The organism is Octadecabacter dasysiphoniae, from assembly GCF_021532615.1.
In the GTDB taxonomy this organism is placed as follows: Bacteria; Pseudomonadota; Alphaproteobacteria; order Rhodobacterales; family Rhodobacteraceae; genus Octadecabacter; species Octadecabacter dasysiphoniae.
Window position 1 is genome coordinate 464,063 of sequence record NZ_JAKGAQ010000001.1, and the last position, 18,076, is coordinate 482,138.

Sequence of the window (18,076 nt, forward strand, 5' to 3'; positions counted from 1 at the left end):
GAGTGGGGCGTCAGATAACAGCTCTGGCCGGCCGGTTGGTTGGCCAGGGCGCCCTTCATTGAACATTGACGTTTGCGCGAGGGATGCACGCCCCGCGACAAGGACACACACCATGACCCTTTCCCCCATGGAAACAGCGGCAGCAAAGACGCCCGATAGTATGGCAAAGCGCATTCGCGGGCTGTCTAACAGGACAATTGCGTGGATATTTGTCGCGCCGACGATTTTCCTGCTGCTGGCCGTGAATATCTTTCCGCTGATCTGGACGATCCGGCTGAGCTTTACCAATTTTCGCGTGAACCGCCCCAACAATGATGTCGAATGGGTTGGGCTGCGCAATTACGAACGCATCCTGAATGATCCAGATGTGTGGAACACGATGCAGGCCACCGCGCATTTCCTGATCTGGACGATCACGTTGCAGGTGTTGATCGGCTTTGCGCTCGCCTATCTGATCAACAAGAAATTCAAAGGCAACGACATGTGGACGACGATCATCGTCTTCCCGATGATGTTGTCCCCCGCTGTTGTCGGCAATTTCTGGACGTTCCTGTATCAGCCGCAAATTGGCCTGTTTAACTATGTGGTCGCGTTCTTTACCGGCGCTGATCCGGCAAGTTTTTCGATGATTGGCGATGTGCATCTGGCGCCTTGGGCAATCGTGATTGCCGACACATGGATGTGGACGCCCTTCGTTATGTTGATCTGTCTGGCGGGCCTGCGATCCATTCCCGACAGTATTTATGAGGCCGCCGAATGTGACCGTGCATCCAAGTGGCGCCAGTTTTGGACAATCACTATCCCTATGGCGCTGCCGTTCCTAATGCTGGCCGTGCTGTTCCGCGGGATCGAGAATTTCAAGATGTTCGATCTGGTCGTGCAACTGACGGGGGGCGGGCCGGGTAACACCACCACGCTGACCTCAATCGACCTCAAACGCGAAGCATTCGAGAAATGGCGCACGGGCTATTCGTCCGCCTACGCCGTGATCCTCTTCGTGACCGTCTTTGGCCTTGCGTCGATCTACGTCAAAGCCCTGAACAAGGTAAAAGAAAGATGAGCTTTTCTGTCACAGAGCCCACAAAGGGCACCAAATGGTTCGCCGGAATTTTGGTGATCGGCTATGCCTGCATCACCTTGGTTCCCCTGCTTTGGATTGTCGCGACGGGGTTCAAATCCCCCGCAGATTCCATCGCCTATCCACCCGTGGTCGTTTTTGAACCCACGCTTGAGGGGTACGTGAACCTGTTCACCGACCGCACCCGTGCGACCCCTGACATGATCGAGGCCGCAGGACCTGCCGAAACCTGGTATGACCAGATTGCCCGCGAACGTGGCACCGTCATTTCCGGCCCATCACGGTATGGCGAACGTTTCCTGAACTCAGTCATCATCGGATTTGGATCGACGTTTCTGTGCATGGTTCTAGGTACGATGGCCGCTTACGCGTTCAGCCGCTTTAAGGTCCCTCTAAAGGATGATCTGTTGTTCTTCATCCTGTCCACGCGGATGATGCCGCCTATCGCGGTCGCCATTCCGATCTTTTTGATGTTCCGCAATCTGGGCCTGAACGACACGCACCTTGGGATGATCCTGCTGTATACCGCCGTTAACCTGTCCCTGTCGGTTTGGCTTCTCAAAGGGTTCATCGACGAAATCCCGATTGAATACGAAGAAGCGGCCCTGATCGACGGCTACACACGGTTCCAGGCGTTCTACAAAGTGGTCCTACCACAGGCCGCCACCGGCATCGCATCCACCGCCATCTTCTGTCTGATCTTTGCATGGAATGAATATGCCTTTGCGGTTCTGCTGACGTCTGGCACGGCACAAACGGCACCACCGTTCATCCCGACAATCATCGGCACATCGGGCAAAGATTGGCCTGCAGTTGCGGCGGGCGCGACGATCTTCCTCGTGCCGGTCATGGTTTTCACCATCCTGTTGCGCAAGCATCTGCTGCGCGGGATCACATTCGGGGCAGTCCGCAAATGATGAATATACTCAACGGTTTGCTGCGGCTTCGCCGTGGTCCCTGGGAAATGCTGGCGACGATCCTGATCGCATTGGGGGTCATCATGCTGATGCAGCCCTTCGTGATCGGCCTTTACAGCTATTCCTTCATTGTCACCCTTGTCGGCACGGTGATGTTCATCATCGTCAGCCATTTTCCGGAGTAATCATGGCACAGATACGTATTGAAAACGTGCGCAAGGATTTCGGGGCGTTCAACGCGGTGAAATCTTCGACGTTCACGATTGAGGACGGCGAATTCTTTATGCTGCTGGGCCCGTCAGGCTGCGGCAAGACCACGACGTTGCGAATGATGGCAGGGCTGGAACTGCCCACATCGGGCGAGATTTATATCGACGGCGAAGAGGTCGGCATGAAACCCGCCTCGCAGCGCGATATTGCCTTCGTGTTTCAGATGTTCGCTTTGTATCCGCATATGAACGTGGGCAAGAACATCAGCTACCCGTTGCGGTCGCAGGGCATGCCCAAAGCCGCCGTGAAAAAGAAGGTGGACGAGATTGCTGAGATCCTTGGCATCACGGACATCCTCAACAAACCTGTGGGCGGGCTTTCGGGTGGGGATCGTCAGCGTGTTGCCCTTGGCCGTGCGATTGTGCGTGACCCCAAGGCGTTTTTTATGGATGAACCACTCGGCGCGTTGGATGCAGAGTTTCGCGAACACATGTCCGAAGAACTGCGCGCGCTGCATGACCGCATGAACGCCACCACCGTCTACGTCACCCACGACCAGCTAGAGGCGATGCAGATGGGCGACAAGATTGTGGTGATGAACCATGGCGTCGTCGAACAATTCGGTGTCCCGCAAGACATCTACGATTGGCCTGCGACGAAATTTGTGGCGCAGTTCATCGGATCACCGTCGATGAACTTCCTCGATTTTCACGGAATGATCGGCAAGGGCGGCAACGAAGTGCGGCTGAACGACGTCGCGCTGAGCGTCCCCACAAGCATTGATGGTGCCAATGGTGTGATGTCGTTTGGCGTGCGTCCTGAACATGTGCGTCTTGATGACAGTGCGGCCTATCGTGGTCGGGTGAAGGCAACAGAATACCTGGGAACGACGCAGATCGTGACGCTTGAAACAGCAAACGGTGATATCAAAGCCCGCGTGGCCAGTTCTGACAAAGTCAGTGTTGGCGATCAAACGGGGCTTACGTTTGATCCGCGCACGATCACCTTATTTGACGCGGACACCGGTGCTGCGCTGCTTTCGCAGGCCAACGAAGGAGTGCTGATCCATGGCTGAAGTGACCCTGACAGGAATTTCCAAAAACTACGGTGACGAGGTCGCATTGGACGACGTGACAATGACCATTCCGGACGGTGCGTTTGTTGTTCTGCTTGGGCCGACGGGGGCGGGTAAAACCACGACGCTGCGGATGGTGTCGGGGCTGGATAAACCGGACACAGGGGCGGTGACGATTGGCGGCCGTGATATGGCGGCCCTGACGCCGGCACAGCGCGATGTGGCGATGGTGTTTCAGCAATACTCGCTTTATCCGCATCTTACCGTGCGCCAGAACCTTGAATTTCCTTTGAAATCCCCGATCCTGAAAACCCCGCAAGCGGAGATTGACCGCAAGGTCGGTGAGGTCGCAGAGGTTTTGCAGATCACCCACAAGCTCGACAACAAGGCGACGGCCCTGTCGGGCGGGGAAATGCAGCGCGTGTCGATTGGGCGGGCCCTCGTGCGCGAACCCTCTGTGTACCTGATGGACGAACCGCTAAGTTCGCTGGATGCCAAATTGCGGTCTGATCTGCGGATTGAATTGAAAAGCATTCAGGCGGATTCAGGGGCAACGATGCTTTATGTGACCCATGACCAGACCGAGGCCATGACGATGGCGACGCACGTCGGCGTTTTGGACAATGGTCGGTTGGTGCAATACGGCAGCCCGCGCGAGATTTATGAAGACCCTGTCAGCATCTATGCCGCCAGCCGCCTTGGCCAACCGCGCATCAACGTGTTGCCGTCGGATGTGTTTGGCGGCGCGCCCAGCACGGCCACCCATATCGGGTTGCGCCCCGAACAGATCATGCAAGGTGACGGCGAAGACAGCTTTGTGCAGCGCGTCGAACATCTGGGCGATCAGACCCGGCTGCATTTGTCATTCAAATCGCACGATCTGATTACGGTGACGGACGCGCGCACGATCCTCAAAGAAGGGGACATCATCAAAATTCGCCCGGACAAACCATTCTTTTTTGACGCCTCTGGCGCTCGTATTTCGTAGGAGAGACACCATGAAACAGTTTACCAATGCCAAACAGGACATGGTGACCGAAGCGATTGATGGCACGATCGCCGCATCGGGCGGGACATTGACGCGCCTGGATGGGTACCCCCACATTCGCGTCGTCGTGCGCACCGATTGGGACAAATCCAAGGTTGCCTTGGTCTCGGGCGGCGGGTCAGGGCACGAACCGGCGCACGCGGGGTTTGTCGGCGAAGGCATGCTGACGGCGGCGGTTTGTGGTGACGTGTTTGCGTCGCCATCGGTTGATGCGGTGCTGGCCGCGATCCTTGCGGTGACAGGACCGGCGGGCTGTTTGCTGATCGTGAAAAACTACACCGGTGATCGGTTGAACTTCGGGCTCGCAGCGGAACGCGCGCGCGCCTTTGGCCACAAAGTCAGCGTTGTCATTGTCGACGACGATATTGCCCTGCCGGATTTACCACAAGCAAGGGGTCTTGCGGGCGCACTTTTCGTTCACAAAATTGCAGGCGCAATGGCAGCAAACGGCGCCAACCTTGAGGCATGTACGATTGCGGCGACGCGGGTAATCGCATCGACGCGCAGCATCGGCTTGTCGCTGGATACCTGTTCTGTTCCCGGATCGTTAAAGGAAGATCGCATCCCGCCCGGGATGGCGGAACTTGGCCTTGGCATTCACGGTGAGGCGGGCGTTGAACAAGTCGCATCGGCGGGGGCCGTGGACGCAATCACGAAGATGACGGACAAACTGAGTGTCGATATGCCAAAGACGCCCCACGTCGTTTTAATCAATAACCTTGGCGGCGCGTCCTGCCTTGAAATGGCTATCCTGACGGACAGCCTTTTGTCATCGGATTTCGGGCAATACATTCGCCTTGTTGTCGGTCCGGGTACGATGATGACCGCACTTGATATGCACGGGTTCTCGATCTCGCTTTGCGAACTGGCCGACGGGGACGAAAAGTTTCTGAAAGAAGCCGCGAATGTGCTGGCGTGGCCCGGTTGTCGGTCAATTGAAAAGCCCACGATCCTGCCGCTGCCGGATGGTCTAACACCAATTCGAGCACCTGCTTCTGCACATGCGCCAACAAAGGCATTCTTGACGCACTGCTGTGAAGTGCTGATCGCCGCGGAAGGTGATTTGAACCTGCTTGATGCAAAATCAGGGGATGGTGATACCGGATCCACCTTGTCTGGTGCGTCTCGTGCTTTGATTGGGGCGATGGATAAATTGCCGCTTGCAGATCATACACAGCTTTACCGTGCCATCGGGTTGGAGTTGAGCCAGACAATGGGCGGATCTTCTGGGGTGTTGCTTGCGATCTTTTTTGCAGCAGCTGGGGATGCATCATCGTCCGGCCAGACGATGCGGGATGCCTTGATATCAGGGCTTGACCGGATGCGCCAAATTGGCGGCGCTAATCCCGGTGATCGGACCATGGTTGACGCATTGTTGCCCGCGTTGGAGGCTTTGAGCGACGGATTGCCTGCGGCTGCAACGGCCGCGCGCAAAGGGGCGGAATACACGGCCTCGTTGACGTCTGCAAAGGCGGGGCGCGCAAGTTATATCAACGCAGAGCAGCTTGAGGGGCATATCGACCCGGGAGCAGAGGCCGTTGCGCGGTTGTTTGAGCATTTGGCCAACTGACATGCAGCCTACAACACTAAGTGCCTACCTTGCCCGCAACGCAGGCGAGGTAGCACTCGCTGACCTGATCGAATGTATCGCGAGCGCGCGTTGGTCTATATCCAACCTCGTCAAGGCAAGTGCGCTGGACGGTCACCAAGGGGCTACGGACGAAATCAATCCACAAGGAGAGGTTCAAAAGCCGCTCGATATTTTGGCGGATGAAGCGTTTTTTCAATCTTGCAGTGCCAACAAAAACCTGTCGGCTTTGATTTCAGAAGAGGTGGAAGAAGTAACCCGGCTGCGCCCTGCGCAGGCAGGGACATTCGTTTTGGCATATGATCCGTTGGATGGGTCATCAAATGCGGCGGGGGGGCAGTGCGACGAACGGGCGTATCCGTCTTCTTGATGTTGCCGCCGCGACGCCCCACCAGCGCACATCTGTCATTCTTGGCGCGCGTGAAGAAACCGATCTGATCGGCGCGGCTTATTCCTGATCAATTCTAGGACACCAATATGGCTCTTATTTCGCTCAAACAACTGATGGACGATGCTAGTGAGCATGGCTATGCCATCCCCGCATTCAACGTCAACAATATGGAACAGATGCTGCCGATTATGGGCGCCGCCGATGCCACAGACAGCCCTGTGATCATGCAAGCCAGTCGCGGCGCGCGGGCATTTGCTAATGACATTGTCCTGTCCCATCTCATCAAGGCTGCGATAGCTCTTTATCCTCATGTTCCTGTTTGTATGCATCAGGATCATGGCAATTCGCCCGCAACGTGTATGTCTGCAATCGCCAACGGTTTCAGTTCGGTGATGATGGATGGATCATTGTCAGAAGATGGTGCCACGCCCACAACATTTGAGGAAAACGTGGCTGTCACCGCCAAGGTGGTTGAGATGGCCCATCTTGTCGGTGTGTCTGTTGAAGGTGAAATCGGCCATCTTGGCAGCCTTGAAACAGGGCGAGGAGAAGCCGAAGACGGCCACGGATTTGACGGCGTGCTTTCCAAGGACATGCTCCTGACCGATCCCAATGAAGCAGCACGATTTGTTGAGCTGACGAAGGTGGACGCATTGGCGGTTGCGATTGGCACGTCGCACGGGGCCTATAAATTCACGCGCAAACCGGACGGGGATATTCTTGCGATTGATCGGCTGAAGGAAATCCATGACCTCATTCCCGATGTTCCGCTGGTGATGCACGGCGCGTCATCCGTTCCCGAGGAACTCCAGGACATTATCAACGCCCATGGTGGGGACATAAAGCCGACATGGGGTGTTCCCGTGGAAGAAATCCAGCAAGGGATCAAGTTTGGCGTGCGCAAGGTCAATGTCGATACGGATTTACGGATGGCGATGACCGGCGCGATCCGGCAGGTGCTTACGGCGAACCCCGCCGAATTTGACCCTCGGAAATATCTTGCACCGTCTATCGCGGCCATGAGGTCGGTTTGCGAACACCGTTATGAGAGTTTTGGTGCGGCGGGGCGCGGCAGTGCAATCAAGCCACTGGGCTTACCCGAGATGGTAAAATTGTTTTACTAGCACCGCGTTTCGCAACTGGATGCTGTGCGCAAATGGCAAATCCCCGACAATCGCATTTCAAGCACGTTTTGTCGTGACGAGGGATGGACGTTATGCATAGAAGCATGTGAATTCATTCCAGAGTTTTAAGTCAGGACGCCGCATGCCGACCCCAGATCACCGCCTGTTAAATGGCATCCCCGTTAAGACACGTATCATCGATGAGGTTCGCGATTACACGGATCGCCAAGACACCATGCCACGGCTGGTTTCGATCCTGATCGGGGATGTGCCAGAAGCAGCGGTTTATGTGCGCAACCAAGCGCGTAGTGCAAAGGCAGCCGGATTACCGTTTGAGCAAGAAAACTGGCCCGGTGATATCACGCAAGAGACGTGCAAGGCGCGTCTGTTGGAAATGAACGATGACCCGACGGTGTTGGGGATTATTCTGCAACGCCCCGTGCCGGAGCATATCAATGTGCGGTCATTGCAATCGGCAATTCACCCTCTGAAAGACGTCGAGGGCATGAACCCCGCATCCATCGGCAATATTGTCTATTCGGACGTGGCTTTGGCGCCGTGTACAGCGGCGGCAAGTGTTGAGCTGATCAAGCAGACAGGTTTGAACATGGAAGGGCTTGAGGTCGTGATGATCGGGCATTCCGAAATCGTTGGTAAACCCGCAGCGATGATGTTGATGGCCGAAGGCTGCACTGTCACCGTGTGCCACCATATGACGCGGTCTGTGCCGATGCATTCACGTCGCGCCGATGTTGTTGTCGTCGCCGTAGGCAAGGCCCATCTGGTGGGGCCGGACATGATTAAGCCTGGGGCGGCGGTCATTGATATCGGGATCAATCAGATTGAAACCGAAGATGGCCCCAAAATCGTTGGTGATGTGGATACAGACGCTGTGTTGGATGTGGCCGGTTGGATCACGCCTGTGCCGGGTGGGGTTGGGCCAGTGACGGTTGCTATTTTGATGCGCAACGCCATTGTCGCCCACCAACGCCAGATCGCGGCGGGTTGGCTTTAGATCGCTAGGATTCCAACGCCCATGAAGGCAATGATGCAGCCCGTCCATTGCGGCAGGGTCATCCGTTCCTTCAGGAACATCCATGCCAGTACAATTGTCAGCAATCCGAACATGGATGACGTAACAGAGGCATATTGCGCGTCCGGCAGCGCACCTGCGGACAACACACAATAAAGCGCGACGCCATCGGCCACCCCCATGGCAACCAAACACGGCAACGCCGGGCGGCCCGGCCAGAACGGCTGCTTGAACATCAGCAGGATTACCACCACCAGCCCCACCGCCATGAGGCGCGTGACGAGGGTTGTGGACATCTCTCCGCTGATGTCCGCCGCCGCTTGACCCAAGGCAAAGGTGCCCGCAAAGCCGCAAGCAGAGATTACGGAAAAAAGGATCGTGGGGCCAAATGACGGGGCCGCGTCTTCGCCATCATCCGACAAGGCGGCAACCAAACCGACCCCGATGACAATGGCCAGAACCGCCCCCCACTGCAAAAGACTGATCGGTGTGCCTTGCCATGTGGCAACAGCAACCGACAGGATCGGGTAACTCGCGATCAGCGGGGCGACAAGGCGCACGGGCCCACGTTTGAACGCGTGATATAGGCCGAAGGTTGCGATCACAAAGAACACGCCCGCGCCCAGCGACAGCCAGATGGCGGTGGTGGACAGGGCATGAATATCGCCTGTGACGCCCATAAGGCCGAGGTGAAACACAAGCCCCGTGACGAGAACCACAAAGATACATCCTGTCAGCGGTGTTTTCTGACTCAGAAACCGGACGCAGATGTCATGGAATCCCCAGCACAGCGCGGCGATCAGCCCCAAGGCGAGGGCACTCATTTATCGGACCGGAAGTAGGGAATCATAAAGACGAGACAGGCGATCAGAAAGAACACCGATCCGAACATCGCCCAAAAACTGCCAATGGATGCTATAATAAAGCCAATTGCGGAAACCACAAAGAGGATCCAGCCGAGAAAAGTGATCTGATGATTGCTCATGTGGTCCGATTTTGTTTGCTGGAAAACAGGGGGCGTGTATTCTCTACGTTAAATAATTATTCCGCTCATGCAACACGAGTTGGAAAGGGAACCCCATGCTAGACGACTACCCTAAGGTTCAATCCGGCCCGCCGAAACCCAGTTCTGTGATCAGGCCGCAGGTATTTTCCATGCCACCGGGCACGGAACGCTATGTCGTCGAAGGGCAGGGGGCTGTCCTAATCCCGATTGAGACGGGCGATCAGATCACCATTATCAACGACGAAGGTGGGCAGCGGTGCGAAATTGTCGTCTGCGATCCAAAGGGCCGCGTGGATGCTGGCATCATCGGGGCCGCGACCCATGGCGATGCGGGTGGGCTAAAGGCGCTATTGGATAGTGATACCCAATCCTTGCGGGGTCTGCGCATGGGGCTCGATGCGCGTGGGATTGATGTGGCAGGTGCGCAAGCCGTGCATCTGTTTGAAACAACGACACCAGCCAAGACCGAAGCCAGCTTTACCGCGACCCGCGATGGGTCTGTCATCATCGCCGCCCCCGGTGGCGTGATGGATAGTGAAACCCAAGACACCGCAACGCCGTTGGTGGTGATGATCAAGCGCGCGGTGTTGAAAAGCCATGTGAAGTTTGAATTGCCCGATCCGCTGGCCGACCCTGTGGCCGACATTCGCGTGCATACCCAAACCGCCGAGGCGTTTTTTGTCAAAGCGGGGGATTACATCCAGATCATTGATGTGGATGGCCGTCAGTGTACGGATTTTGAATGCTTTTCTGCGCGAAAGCTCGACAAGGGCATCGAACATGCGCTGGACGTGACGACCACGCGCACCCTGATGGGCCACGCTTATCCGATGCCGGGGCTTCATGCGAAATACTACGATCAGGAAATGGTACCGTTGGTTGAGGTCGTGCAGGACACCTGCGGGCGCCATGATGCCTTTGCGTTGGCGTGCAGTGCGAAATACTACGACGACATCGGCTATCCCGGCCACGTGAATTGTTCTGAGAACTTCAATAAGGCGCTGGGCAAATTCGGTGTCACGGGCCGCCCCGGTTGGATGGCGATCAATTTCTTTTTCAACACGTTTCTGGATGACCACGGTGTCATGTATTCTGATGAACCGTGGTCGCGCCCCGGCGATTACGTGTTGCTGCGCGCGCTGACCGACATTGTTTGCGTGTCCAGCGCCTGCCCGGATGACACGACAGCCGCCAACGGCTGGAACCCCACCGATATTCACGTCCGCACCTACAGCGGCAAAGAAACCTTTCAGCGGGCCATAGCGATCCGCACGACCCCAGATTCGGAGCCGAAAATGACCAAGCAAACCGGTTTCCACGACAGCTTTGCCAAGCACACGCGGAATTTCATTGAATACAAAGGCTATTGGCTGGCGAATGGTTTTGCCGAAGTTGGACCGATCGAGGAATACCATGCCTGCCGCGAAAAGGCGGTCATTATGGATCTGTCGCCCCTGCGCAAATTCGAAATTACGGGGCCGGACGCAGAGGCGCTGTGCCAATACGCCTTTACCCGGAATATAAAGACACTGGCGATCGGCGGCGTGGTCTACACGGCCATGTGTTACGAACACGGCGGGATGATTGATGACGGCACGGTGTTTCGTCTGGGTAAGGACAACTTCCGCTGGATCGGCGGGGATGACTACGGCGGGGAATGGCTGCGTGAACTGGCCGAAAAGCATGGGCTAAAGGCGCTCGTGCGATCCTCTACGGATCAGTTGCACAATGTCGCAGTGCAAGGGCCGGAGTCCCGCGATCTGCTGCGCAAAATCACATGGACCGCGCCGCATAATCCCGAATTTGATCAACTGGGCTGGTTTCGTTTCACACCTGCACGTTTGCACAACGAGAGCGGCACGCCGTTCGTGTTGTCGCGCACGGGCTATACCGGAGAGCTTGGCTATGAAGTCATGTGCCATCCAAAAGACTGCGCCGAGATTTTTGATGCGATCTGGGACGCGGGCCAAGACCACGGGCTAAAACCCATGGGGCTTGAGGCGCTGGATATGGTGCGTATTGAGGCGGGTTTGATCTTTGCTGGTTATGATTTTTCAGACCAAACGGACCCGTTTGAGGCAGGTATCGGGTTCACCTGCCCGCTGAAATCCAAAACGGATGATTTTGTAGGGCGCGATGCGCTGATCCGGCGCAAGGAACACCCGATGAAAAAGCTCGTGGGGCTTGAGATCGACAGCAATGTCGATGTTGGCCACGGCGACTGCATCCACATCGGCCGCGCGCAAATTGGCGAAATCACGTCAGCGATGCGCTCTCCGCTGCTCAAGAAACACATTGCCTTGGCGCGGATCGATGTGGCCCACGCAGAGCCGGGAACCGAGGTTGAGATTGGCAAGTTGGATGGCCATCAGATGCGTCTGCCTGCGCGGATCGCCGAGACGCTCGCGGCATATGATCCGACGAAAGAAAAGCCACGCTCATGATGCGGTGTGTTCTGCCTTTGGTGTTCATGGCAGCCAGTGTTCAGGCGCAGTCGGTCAAACTGGCGGCGGACGAGATTGAGATCCTGCTGTCTGGCAACACCGCGATCGGCGTTTGGGACGACGTGCCGTACCGCCAGTATTTCGGGGACGACGGCGTGACCATCTTTGCCCAAGACGGGACGCGATCGGCCCGCGGTGAATGGCGCGTGGATATGGATGCGGATGAATACCAAAGCATCTGGGCCGGCGATGGGAACTGGGAAGGCTGGTTCGTCATGGAATATGCGGGCGACTGGTTTTGGGTCAGCAAGACAACGCCACCCTCGCCGTTTTCTATGTTAGACGGGGAACAGCTGGTCGCGGACTAGGCATCGACAACAAAAAAGGGGCAATACGATGATCCGTCTTGCGGCAATTTTGGCGATTTTAGCCTGTCCGGTCACGGCGCAATCGTTGTGTGATGTTTTGGATGATCTGGATGGTGATATTCTGGATTTGCCACAGGGGCAGGCGAACTGCCGCACATCGTTGGCACTTGGCGGCACGCGCAGTATTCATTGTGCGTTGGAATTCTCCTATCGGTCTGACGCTGCGGTGCAGGCGTTTGATGAACTGGTCACGCAAATGACGGCTTGCATTGGCCAGGATGCGACCGTCACTCGGGACCAATCCGTGAACCACCCTGACGCATACGATTTGCGCACATTTGAAAACGGTTCACGCGCCTATGCAGTGTCGATCAAAGACAAAGGCGCCTTGCGGCAAACCCTTGTCTTTGTGCGGGTACAGCGCCCCTAGTTCTTAAGGTATTCTGAAAGGCTGTCATCCAGCGCGTCGATCCATGGGGTGTGGTGTTTGGGGGCCATGGTGCCGGTGATGACAGATTTGTAGCCATTGTCGCGGAACGTCATGATGCCCTGTTTCTTGTGGCCCTTCCACGCTTTGAACGCCTGACAGGCCCCTTCAAGATCAAAGCTGGGATAGTCCGTTTCGGCCACCAGTTCTTTGATGTAGTCGCCCTGATACCAGATCGCGTCATAGTCATCTTCGCCCGCGTCTTCGCGCGCGATACGGTCGGCGACATCGGCCTCCATTGTCGCGTGATCAGGGATCGCGATGCGGCCCATGATGACGTCGCGCGCCCACCAGGCTTGTGCGTCGAACATGTTGAAGGTGAACCATTGGTCCTGCATGCCGATATAAAACAGATCGGGGTCATGGACGTAGGCGACGCCCTTATACAGATCGGAAGTGGCCAAGCGGTTTGCAGTTTTCAGGCGCAATGCATCGGGCAGGAACGGAAAGTGGTGTTTGTAGCCAGTGCACAGGATCACGGCGTCCACATCGCGTGATGTACCATCTTTGAAATGTGCGGTGTTGCCGTCCACGTGGGTCAGCAACGGAACCTCGGCCCAGTTGTCGGGCCAATCGTAGCCCATGGCGGCGGTGCGGTGGCTGACGGTGATGGATTTCGCGCCGTATTTCCAGCACTGGCTGCCAATGTCTTCGGCGGAATAGGACGTTCCGACGATCAGGATATCCTTGTCTTTGAACTCCATCGCGTCGCGGAAATCATGGGCGTGCAGCACGCGGCCCTTGAAGCTTTCAAACCCGTCGAATTGCGGGACGTTGGGCGTGCTGAAATGGCCATTGCAGACGATGACGTGATCGAAGACCTCGGTGTAGGTATGATCCTCGGGCAGGTTACAAACGGTGACGTTGAATGTCCCGTCTTCCTTTTCGACCCAACGCACAGCGTGTTCGAACTTGATCCAGTCGCGCACGCCAGCCTTTTGCACACGGCCTTGGATGTAATCAAACAACACGGCACGGGGCGGATAGGATGCGATCTGTTTACCAAAGTGTTCTTCGAACGAATAATCGGCGAATTCCAGACCTTCCTTCGGCCCGTTCGACCAAAGATAGCGGTACATCGAACCGTGCACAGGTTCGCCGTATTCATCTAGCCCCGTGCGCCATGTGTAGTTCCACAAGCCGCCCCAGTTGGATTGCTTTTCAAAGCAAACGATTTCCGGGATGTCAGCACCTTGGGCCGCCGCCGATTGAAAGGCGCGCAGTTGGGCAAGACCAGAGGGCCCAGCCCCGATTACAGCAATTCGTTTTGTCATATCGATTGGTTCCCTTGGCGTTTCGGTTGACCCAATTCGACGCCAAACCACCCATAAAAGTCAACAAATATTCCTATCAGTAAAGTATTGCGGTGCGCGGTCTGGCGTGACGGGCCGGGTGTGGTTAGAATTGTTGCGACGTAAGAAAACGAGGAAGATCATGACGAAACCACATTTCAGCTTTTGGGTGGTCGCTGTCTTGGGGCTGTTATGGAACCTCGGCGGCTGTCTGAATTACATCATGCAGACGAACCCCGACAACGTGGCGCAGATGCCAGAGGTCTATCAGGTGATCATCAACGGCAGGCCTGCATGGGCCACGGGCGCGTTTATGATCGCTGTGTTTGGTGGGGCCGTCGGGTGTATCCTGCTTTTGTTGCGGCGCAATGTGGCGGCATATGCTTTGCTGGTGTCGCTGATGGGAGTCCTTGTGACGGCGGTCTTCACAGTGCAGGTGGCGGGCATTGTGCCGTCTGTTTTACTGTCGGTCTTGGTGGCCAGCGCGTTGCTTTGGTATTCGACGTTTGCGCGTCGCGCAGGCTGGTTGCGCTGACACAGAAAAGCCGCGCCCAAGGTTTCAAGGACGCGGCTTTATGAGTGACCGCCAGATCAGATATCCAGCGTGTTGGCCTTTTCCCAATCCGAGAAGTGGCCGCAGAAATCGTTCCATTCCTGCATTTTCATCTTGAGGTAGGCGGCTGAGAATTCTTCGCCCATCGCCGCCTTAAGGCCCTTGTCCTTATCGTATTCGCGCAGGGCGTCGAGCATGTTGAGCGGCAGTTTCGGTGCACCGCGGACCTTGTGACCGTCCGCGTACATGTCGATGTCATGGCGTTTGCCCGGATCGGCCTGCGACCGTACACCCGACAGACCTGCCGCGATGATGACGGCCTGCAACAGGTAGGGGTTCACCGCACCGTCCGGCAGGCGCAATTCAAACCGGCCGGGGCCGGGGACGCGCACCATGTGCGTGCGGTTGTTGCCTGTCCATGTGACCGTATTGGGTGCCCAAGTCGCACCAGACGTCGTGCGCGGTGCGTTGATGCGTTTGTAGCTGTTCACCGTCGGGTTGGTGATCGCGGCAAGCGCGCTCGCGTGTTTCATGATGCCGCCAAGAAAGTGACGGCCCTTGTCGGATAGGCCCAATTCGGCGGTCTGGCTGCTGTCATTGGGTTCGGCCGCGAACACGTTAGTCTTGCCCGCAGCGTCCCAGACCGAGATATGCGCGTGGCAACCGTTGCCCGTTAGGCCCTCAATCGGTTTGGGCATGAACGTCGCGCGGTAGCCATGTTTTTCAGCGACGCATTTCGTCATGAACTTGAAGAAGCTGTGCTTGTCAGCGGTCTTAAGCGCGTCGTCGAAATCCCAGTTCATTTCCCACTGGCCGTTCGCGTCCTCGTGGTCGTTCTGGTAGGCACCCCAGCCGAGCTCAAGCATATAATCGGAAATCTCGCGGATCACATCGAGGCGACGCATAAACGCCTGTTGGTCATAACAGGGCTTGGCGGCGGTATCGAATTCATCGCTGATCTGATCACCCGCTGGGGTTAGCAGGAAAAACTCAGCCTCGATCCCCGTTTTGACGTGCATGCCTTCGGCGGCGGCCTCTGCGATCAGTTGGCGCAGCACGTTGCGCGGGGCTTGTTCGACGTCCTCGCCTTCCATCACGCAGTTGCCGGGCACCCATGCGATTTCTTTGTTCCACGGCAGGATGATCACCGCCTCGGGGTCTGGCACGGCCAGCATATCGGGGTGGGCAGGGGTCAGGTCCAACCATGTGGCGAACCCGGCGAACCCTGCGCCGTCTTCCTGCATATCCGCAATCGCGCGGGCCGGAACCAGCTTGGCGCGTTGCCCGCCGAACAGGTCCGTAAAGGAGATCATGAAGTATTTGATGCCGTTGTCTTCGGCGAATTTTGCGAGGTCTGTAGCCATCGTTTTTATCCCTGTCTTGGTATGGAAAGGGCGCGTGCCAGTGTTGGCCGCGCCCTGTTGTTATCAGAATCCTGTGCCGGGTTTGCCGGGGTACCAATCGGTGCCTGCCAGCGGAACCTTGGCCATTGCGGCCGCTTCCATTGTCAGAGCAACCAAATCCTCTGGTTCCAGATTGTGCAGGTGGTTTTTGCCACACGCCCGCGCGATCGTCTGTGCCTCAAGCGTCATCACCTTGAGGTAGTTTTTTAGGCGACGACCGCCTTCGATCGGGTCAAACCTCTTCATCAGCTCCGGGTCTTGGGTGGTGATGCCTGCGGGGTCTTGGCCTTCGTGCCAGTCATCATACGCACCCGCTGTGGTGCCCAGTTCGTTATATTCCTTTTCCCACTTTGGGTCATTGTCACCCAAAGCGATCAGGGCCGCTGTGCCGATTGCCACTGCATCAGCGCCAAGCGCCATGGCCTTGGCCACGTCCGCGCCAGAGCGGATACCGCCAGACAGGATCAGTTGTACCTTGCGGTGCATGCCAAGGTCTTGCAGTGCTTGAACGGCGGGGCGAACGATGGCGAGAGTGGGCTGACCGACATGTTCGATGAACACATCCTGCGTCGCCGCTGTGCCGCCTTGCATACCGTCCAGAACAACCGCATCTGCGCCCGCTTTGATCGCCAGTGTCGTGTCGTAATAAGGGCGCGCGCCCGCGACTTTGACGTAGATCGGGACTTTCCAACCTGTAATTTCGCGCAGTTCAAGGATTTTGATTTCAAGATCATCAGGGCCGGTCCAATCCGGGTGGCGACAGGCAGAACGCTGGTCGATCCCCTTGGGCAGGTTGCGCATGTCCGCCACACGGTCAGAGATTTTCTGGCCGAGCAACATGCCACCGCCACCGGGTTTCGCGCCTTGCCCCACAACGATTTCAATCGCGTCTGCTTTGCGCAGGTCGTCGGGGTTCATGCCGTAACGGCTGGGCAAGTACTGATAAACCAGCTTGTCAGAATGCCCGCGTTCTTCGGGTGTCATGCCGCCGTCGCCTGTTGTGGTTGATGTGCCTGCCATGGATGCGCCACGGCCCAAGGCCTCTTTGGCGGGGCCGGACAATGCGCCGAACGACATGCCCGCAATGGTGATTGGGATGTCCAATTCGATGGGGTTAGACGCGTTCAGCCCGCCGATGGTGACGTTCGTGTCGCACTTCTCGCGGTACCCTTCCAAAGGATAGCGGGAAATGGATGCGCCCATGAACAGCAGGTCGTCAAATGATGGCACCTTGCGTTTCGCGCCGCCCCCACGGATGTCGTAGATGCCCGTGGCCGCCGCGCGGCGGATGTCGGAATTGACGTCTTGTGTGAACGTCGCGGATTGGCGCGGCGTCGTTGTCGGGATTTTGTTGTTGCTCATTCTTATGGTCCCTCAATACGCGCCAGCGTTATCAACGTCGAAGTTATACAGATTACGGGCGGACCCGTATCGCGTGAAATCTTTGGGATCGGCATCGATGCCTGCCTCGTCCAGAAGCCCCTGCAGCAGCGTCAGATGCTCATCGCGCATCTCTTTCTTTTCGCAATCCGCCCCAAGGGATTTGACGCTTCCGCGCACAAAGAACTGTGCTTCATAGCAGCTGTCGCCAAGCGCGTCGCCCGCGTCGCCGCACACCACAAGATTGCCGGACTGACCCATAAACGCAGACATATGGCCGATGTTGCCCTGAACGACGATGTTGACGCCTTTCATGGAAATCCCGCACCGCGAGGACGCGTTGCCTTTGACAACAATCAATCCGCCATGGCCCGTCGCGCCCAGATATTGGCTGGCATCACCTTCGATGACGATCTTACCCGACATGATGTTTTCACCCGTACCCGGACCAGCAGAGCCGCGGATGTTTACCGTCGCCTGTTGGTTCATGCCCGCGCAATAATACCCCGTTGATCCTTTAACAGTGACCTCAATCGGGGCGTCCAGCCCGCAGGCAATGGCGTGGCTGCCGCGTGGGTTGATGATTTCCCACTGGGTTTGGTTCGTGTCGGCAGCTTGCGCATGCAGCGTCTTGTTGGTTTCACGCAGACCGACGTCTGACAAATCGATTGTTTGCATA

The 18,076-nt window shown here is 56.8% G+C and carries 19 protein-coding genes; 14 read left to right on the forward strand and 5 right to left on the reverse strand.

The features are described 5' to 3' along the window. Positions 1 to 112: 112 nt before the first annotated feature. The 10 genes from L0664_RS02200 to L0664_RS02240 all read left to right on the forward strand — a co-directional run bounded on the left by L0664_RS02200 (position 113) and on the right by L0664_RS02240 (position 8,446). Entirely contained in the window at positions 113 to 1,060 is a 948-nt protein-coding gene (locus L0664_RS02200) for a carbohydrate ABC transporter permease (protein WP_235223991.1), read from the forward strand. Continuing rightward, on the forward strand, positions 1,057 to 1,995 hold the full coding sequence (locus L0664_RS02205; protein WP_235223992.1) for a carbohydrate ABC transporter permease: 939 nt from the start codon (positions 1,057 to 1,059) through the stop codon (positions 1,993 to 1,995). Before L0664_RS02200 ends, L0664_RS02205 begins: the two co-directional genes overlap by 4 nt. Further along, positions 1,992 to 2,180 (forward strand): hypothetical protein, encoded by a 189-nt coding sequence (locus L0664_RS02210; RefSeq protein WP_235223993.1) that lies wholly within the window; start codon positions 1,992 to 1,994, stop codon positions 2,178 to 2,180. Before L0664_RS02205 ends, L0664_RS02210 begins: the two co-directional genes overlap by 4 nt. A gap of 2 nt (positions 2,181 to 2,182) precedes the next feature. Further along, positions 2,183 to 3,280, forward strand: a complete 1,098-nt coding sequence (locus L0664_RS02215) for an ABC transporter ATP-binding protein (RefSeq protein WP_235223994.1) — start codon at positions 2,183 to 2,185, stop codon at positions 3,278 to 3,280. Continuing rightward, positions 3,273 to 4,268 carry an ABC transporter ATP-binding protein gene (locus L0664_RS02220; protein ID WP_235223995.1) on the forward strand — a complete coding sequence of 332 codons (996 nt, stop codon included), beginning with the start codon at positions 3,273 to 3,275 and terminating at the stop codon, positions 4,266 to 4,268. The genes L0664_RS02215 and L0664_RS02220 overlap by 8 nt, the downstream gene beginning before the upstream one ends. A 10-nt stretch (positions 4,269 to 4,278) precedes the next feature. Beyond that, on the forward strand, positions 4,279 to 5,898 hold the full coding sequence (locus L0664_RS02225) for a dihydroxyacetone kinase subunit DhaK (protein ID WP_235223996.1): 1,620 nt from the start codon (positions 4,279 to 4,281) through the stop codon (positions 5,896 to 5,898). Between the two features lies 1 nt (position 5,899). Further along, a complete protein-coding gene (locus L0664_RS02230) occupies positions 5,900 to 6,286 on the forward strand; it encodes a hypothetical protein (RefSeq protein WP_235223997.1) in 387 nt (128 codons plus the stop codon). After that, on the forward strand, positions 6,240 to 6,374 hold the full coding sequence (locus L0664_RS18660) for a hypothetical protein (protein WP_418888005.1): 135 nt from the start codon (positions 6,240 to 6,242) through the stop codon (positions 6,372 to 6,374). The genes L0664_RS02230 and L0664_RS18660 overlap by 47 nt, the downstream gene beginning before the upstream one ends. A 19-nt stretch (positions 6,375 to 6,393) precedes the next feature. Continuing rightward, entirely contained in the window at positions 6,394 to 7,431 is a 1,038-nt protein-coding gene (gene fba, locus L0664_RS02235; RefSeq protein ID WP_235223998.1) for a class II fructose-bisphosphate aldolase, read from the forward strand. A 142-nt stretch (positions 7,432 to 7,573) separates the two neighbouring features. After that, a complete protein-coding gene (locus L0664_RS02240; protein WP_235223999.1) occupies positions 7,574 to 8,446 on the forward strand; it encodes a bifunctional 5,10-methylenetetrahydrofolate dehydrogenase/5,10-methenyltetrahydrofolate cyclohydrolase in 873 nt (290 codons plus the stop codon). On the opposite strand, the gene L0664_RS02245 is transcribed toward L0664_RS02240, so the two are convergent. Next, complete coding sequence (locus tag L0664_RS02245) at positions 8,443 to 9,288, reverse strand: DMT family transporter (protein WP_235224000.1); 846 nt, start codon at positions 9,286 to 9,288, stop codon at positions 8,443 to 8,445. The two genes, L0664_RS02240 and L0664_RS02245, sit on opposite strands and share 4 nt — an antisense overlap. Before the next feature lie 256 nt (positions 9,289 to 9,544). Between L0664_RS02245 and L0664_RS02250 the strand changes: the two genes are divergently transcribed. The 3 genes from L0664_RS02250 to L0664_RS02260 are packed head-to-tail and all read left to right on the forward strand — an operon-like array spanning position 9,545 to position 12,712. Beyond that, positions 9,545 to 11,914, forward strand: a complete 2,370-nt coding sequence (locus L0664_RS02250) for a DUF1989 domain-containing protein (protein WP_235224001.1) — start codon at positions 9,545 to 9,547, stop codon at positions 11,912 to 11,914. After that, positions 11,911 to 12,282, forward strand: coding sequence for a hypothetical protein (locus L0664_RS02255; protein WP_235224002.1), 372 nt, complete (start codon positions 11,911 to 11,913; stop codon positions 12,280 to 12,282). The genes L0664_RS02250 and L0664_RS02255 overlap by 4 nt, the downstream gene beginning before the upstream one ends. A 28-nt stretch (positions 12,283 to 12,310) precedes the next feature. After that, positions 12,311 to 12,712, forward strand: coding sequence for a hypothetical protein (locus L0664_RS02260; RefSeq protein WP_235224003.1), 402 nt, complete (start codon positions 12,311 to 12,313; stop codon positions 12,710 to 12,712). Here the strand turns inward: L0664_RS02260 and L0664_RS02265 are convergent. Beyond that, positions 12,709 to 14,043, reverse strand: coding sequence for an NAD(P)-binding domain-containing protein (locus tag L0664_RS02265; RefSeq protein WP_235224004.1), 1,335 nt, complete (start codon positions 14,041 to 14,043; stop codon positions 12,709 to 12,711). The two genes, L0664_RS02260 and L0664_RS02265, sit on opposite strands and share 4 nt — an antisense overlap. A 160-nt stretch (positions 14,044 to 14,203) precedes the next feature. On the opposite strand from L0664_RS02265, the gene L0664_RS02270 reads away from it, so the two are divergent. Beyond that, positions 14,204 to 14,596 (forward strand): hypothetical protein, encoded by a 393-nt coding sequence (locus L0664_RS02270; RefSeq protein WP_235224005.1) that lies wholly within the window; start codon positions 14,204 to 14,206, stop codon positions 14,594 to 14,596. 56 nt (positions 14,597 to 14,652) lie between these two features. Here L0664_RS02270 and glnT read toward each other — a convergent pair whose 3' ends face one another. The 3 genes from glnT to L0664_RS02285 form a co-directional block, all read right to left on the reverse strand. Then, positions 14,653 to 15,978: a type III glutamate--ammonia ligase gene (gene glnT, locus L0664_RS02275; RefSeq protein ID WP_235224006.1), complete on the reverse strand. Its 1,326-nt coding sequence runs from the start codon at positions 15,976 to 15,978 to the stop codon at positions 14,653 to 14,655. A 63-nt stretch (positions 15,979 to 16,041) separates the two neighbouring features. After that, positions 16,042 to 17,379 (reverse strand): FMN-binding glutamate synthase family protein, encoded by a 1,338-nt coding sequence (locus L0664_RS02280; protein ID WP_235224007.1) that lies wholly within the window; start codon positions 17,377 to 17,379, stop codon positions 16,042 to 16,044. Between the two features lie 12 nt (positions 17,380 to 17,391). After that, positions 17,392 to 18,075 carry a GltB/FmdC/FwdC-like GXGXG domain-containing protein gene (locus L0664_RS02285; protein WP_235224008.1) on the reverse strand — a complete coding sequence of 228 codons (684 nt, stop codon included), beginning with the start codon at positions 18,073 to 18,075 and terminating at the stop codon, positions 17,392 to 17,394. Position 18,076 lies beyond the last annotated feature (1 nt).

Coding starts and splice junctions, on each gene's coding strand:
- L0664_RS02215 (WP_235223994.1), top strand. CDS start 2,183: ATGGCACAGATACGTATTGAAAACGTGCGCAAGGATTTCGGGGCGTTC.
- L0664_RS02270 (WP_235224005.1), top strand. CDS start 14,204: ATGACGAAACCACATTTCAGCTTTTGGGTGGTCGCTGTCTTGGGGCTG.
- L0664_RS02260 (WP_235224003.1), top strand. CDS start 12,311: ATGATCCGTCTTGCGGCAATTTTGGCGATTTTAGCCTGTCCGGTCACG.
- L0664_RS18660 (WP_418888005.1), top strand. CDS start 6,240: ATGCGGCGGGGGGGCAGTGCGACGAACGGGCGTATCCGTCTTCTTGAT.
- L0664_RS02225 (WP_235223996.1), top strand. CDS start 4,279: ATGAAACAGTTTACCAATGCCAAACAGGACATGGTGACCGAAGCGATT.
- L0664_RS02240 (WP_235223999.1), top strand. CDS start 7,574: ATGCCGACCCCAGATCACCGCCTGTTAAATGGCATCCCCGTTAAGACA.
- glnT (WP_235224006.1), bottom strand. CDS start 15,978: ATGGCTACAGACCTCGCAAAATTCGCCGAAGACAACGGCATCAAATAC.
- L0664_RS02220 (WP_235223995.1), top strand. CDS start 3,273: ATGGCTGAAGTGACCCTGACAGGAATTTCCAAAAACTACGGTGACGAG.
- L0664_RS02245 (WP_235224000.1), bottom strand. CDS start 9,288: ATGAGTGCCCTCGCCTTGGGGCTGATCGCCGCGCTGTGCTGGGGATTC.
- L0664_RS02230 (WP_235223997.1), top strand. CDS start 5,900: ATGCAGCCTACAACACTAAGTGCCTACCTTGCCCGCAACGCAGGCGAG.
- L0664_RS02255 (WP_235224002.1), top strand. CDS start 11,911: ATGATGCGGTGTGTTCTGCCTTTGGTGTTCATGGCAGCCAGTGTTCAG.
- L0664_RS02285 (WP_235224008.1), bottom strand. CDS start 18,075: ATGCAAACAATCGATTTGTCAGACGTCGGTCTGCGTGAAACCAACAAG.
- L0664_RS02265 (WP_235224004.1), bottom strand. CDS start 14,043: ATGACAAAACGAATTGCTGTAATCGGGGCTGGGCCCTCTGGTCTTGCC.
- L0664_RS02250 (WP_235224001.1), top strand. CDS start 9,545: ATGCTAGACGACTACCCTAAGGTTCAATCCGGCCCGCCGAAACCCAGT.
- L0664_RS02200 (WP_235223991.1), top strand. CDS start 113: ATGACCCTTTCCCCCATGGAAACAGCGGCAGCAAAGACGCCCGATAGT.
- L0664_RS02280 (WP_235224007.1), bottom strand. CDS start 17,379: ATGAGCAACAACAAAATCCCGACAACGACGCCGCGCCAATCCGCGACG.
- L0664_RS02205 (WP_235223992.1), top strand. CDS start 1,057: ATGAGCTTTTCTGTCACAGAGCCCACAAAGGGCACCAAATGGTTCGCC.
- L0664_RS02210 (WP_235223993.1), top strand. CDS start 1,992: ATGATGAATATACTCAACGGTTTGCTGCGGCTTCGCCGTGGTCCCTGG.
- fba (WP_235223998.1), top strand. CDS start 6,394: ATGGCTCTTATTTCGCTCAAACAACTGATGGACGATGCTAGTGAGCAT.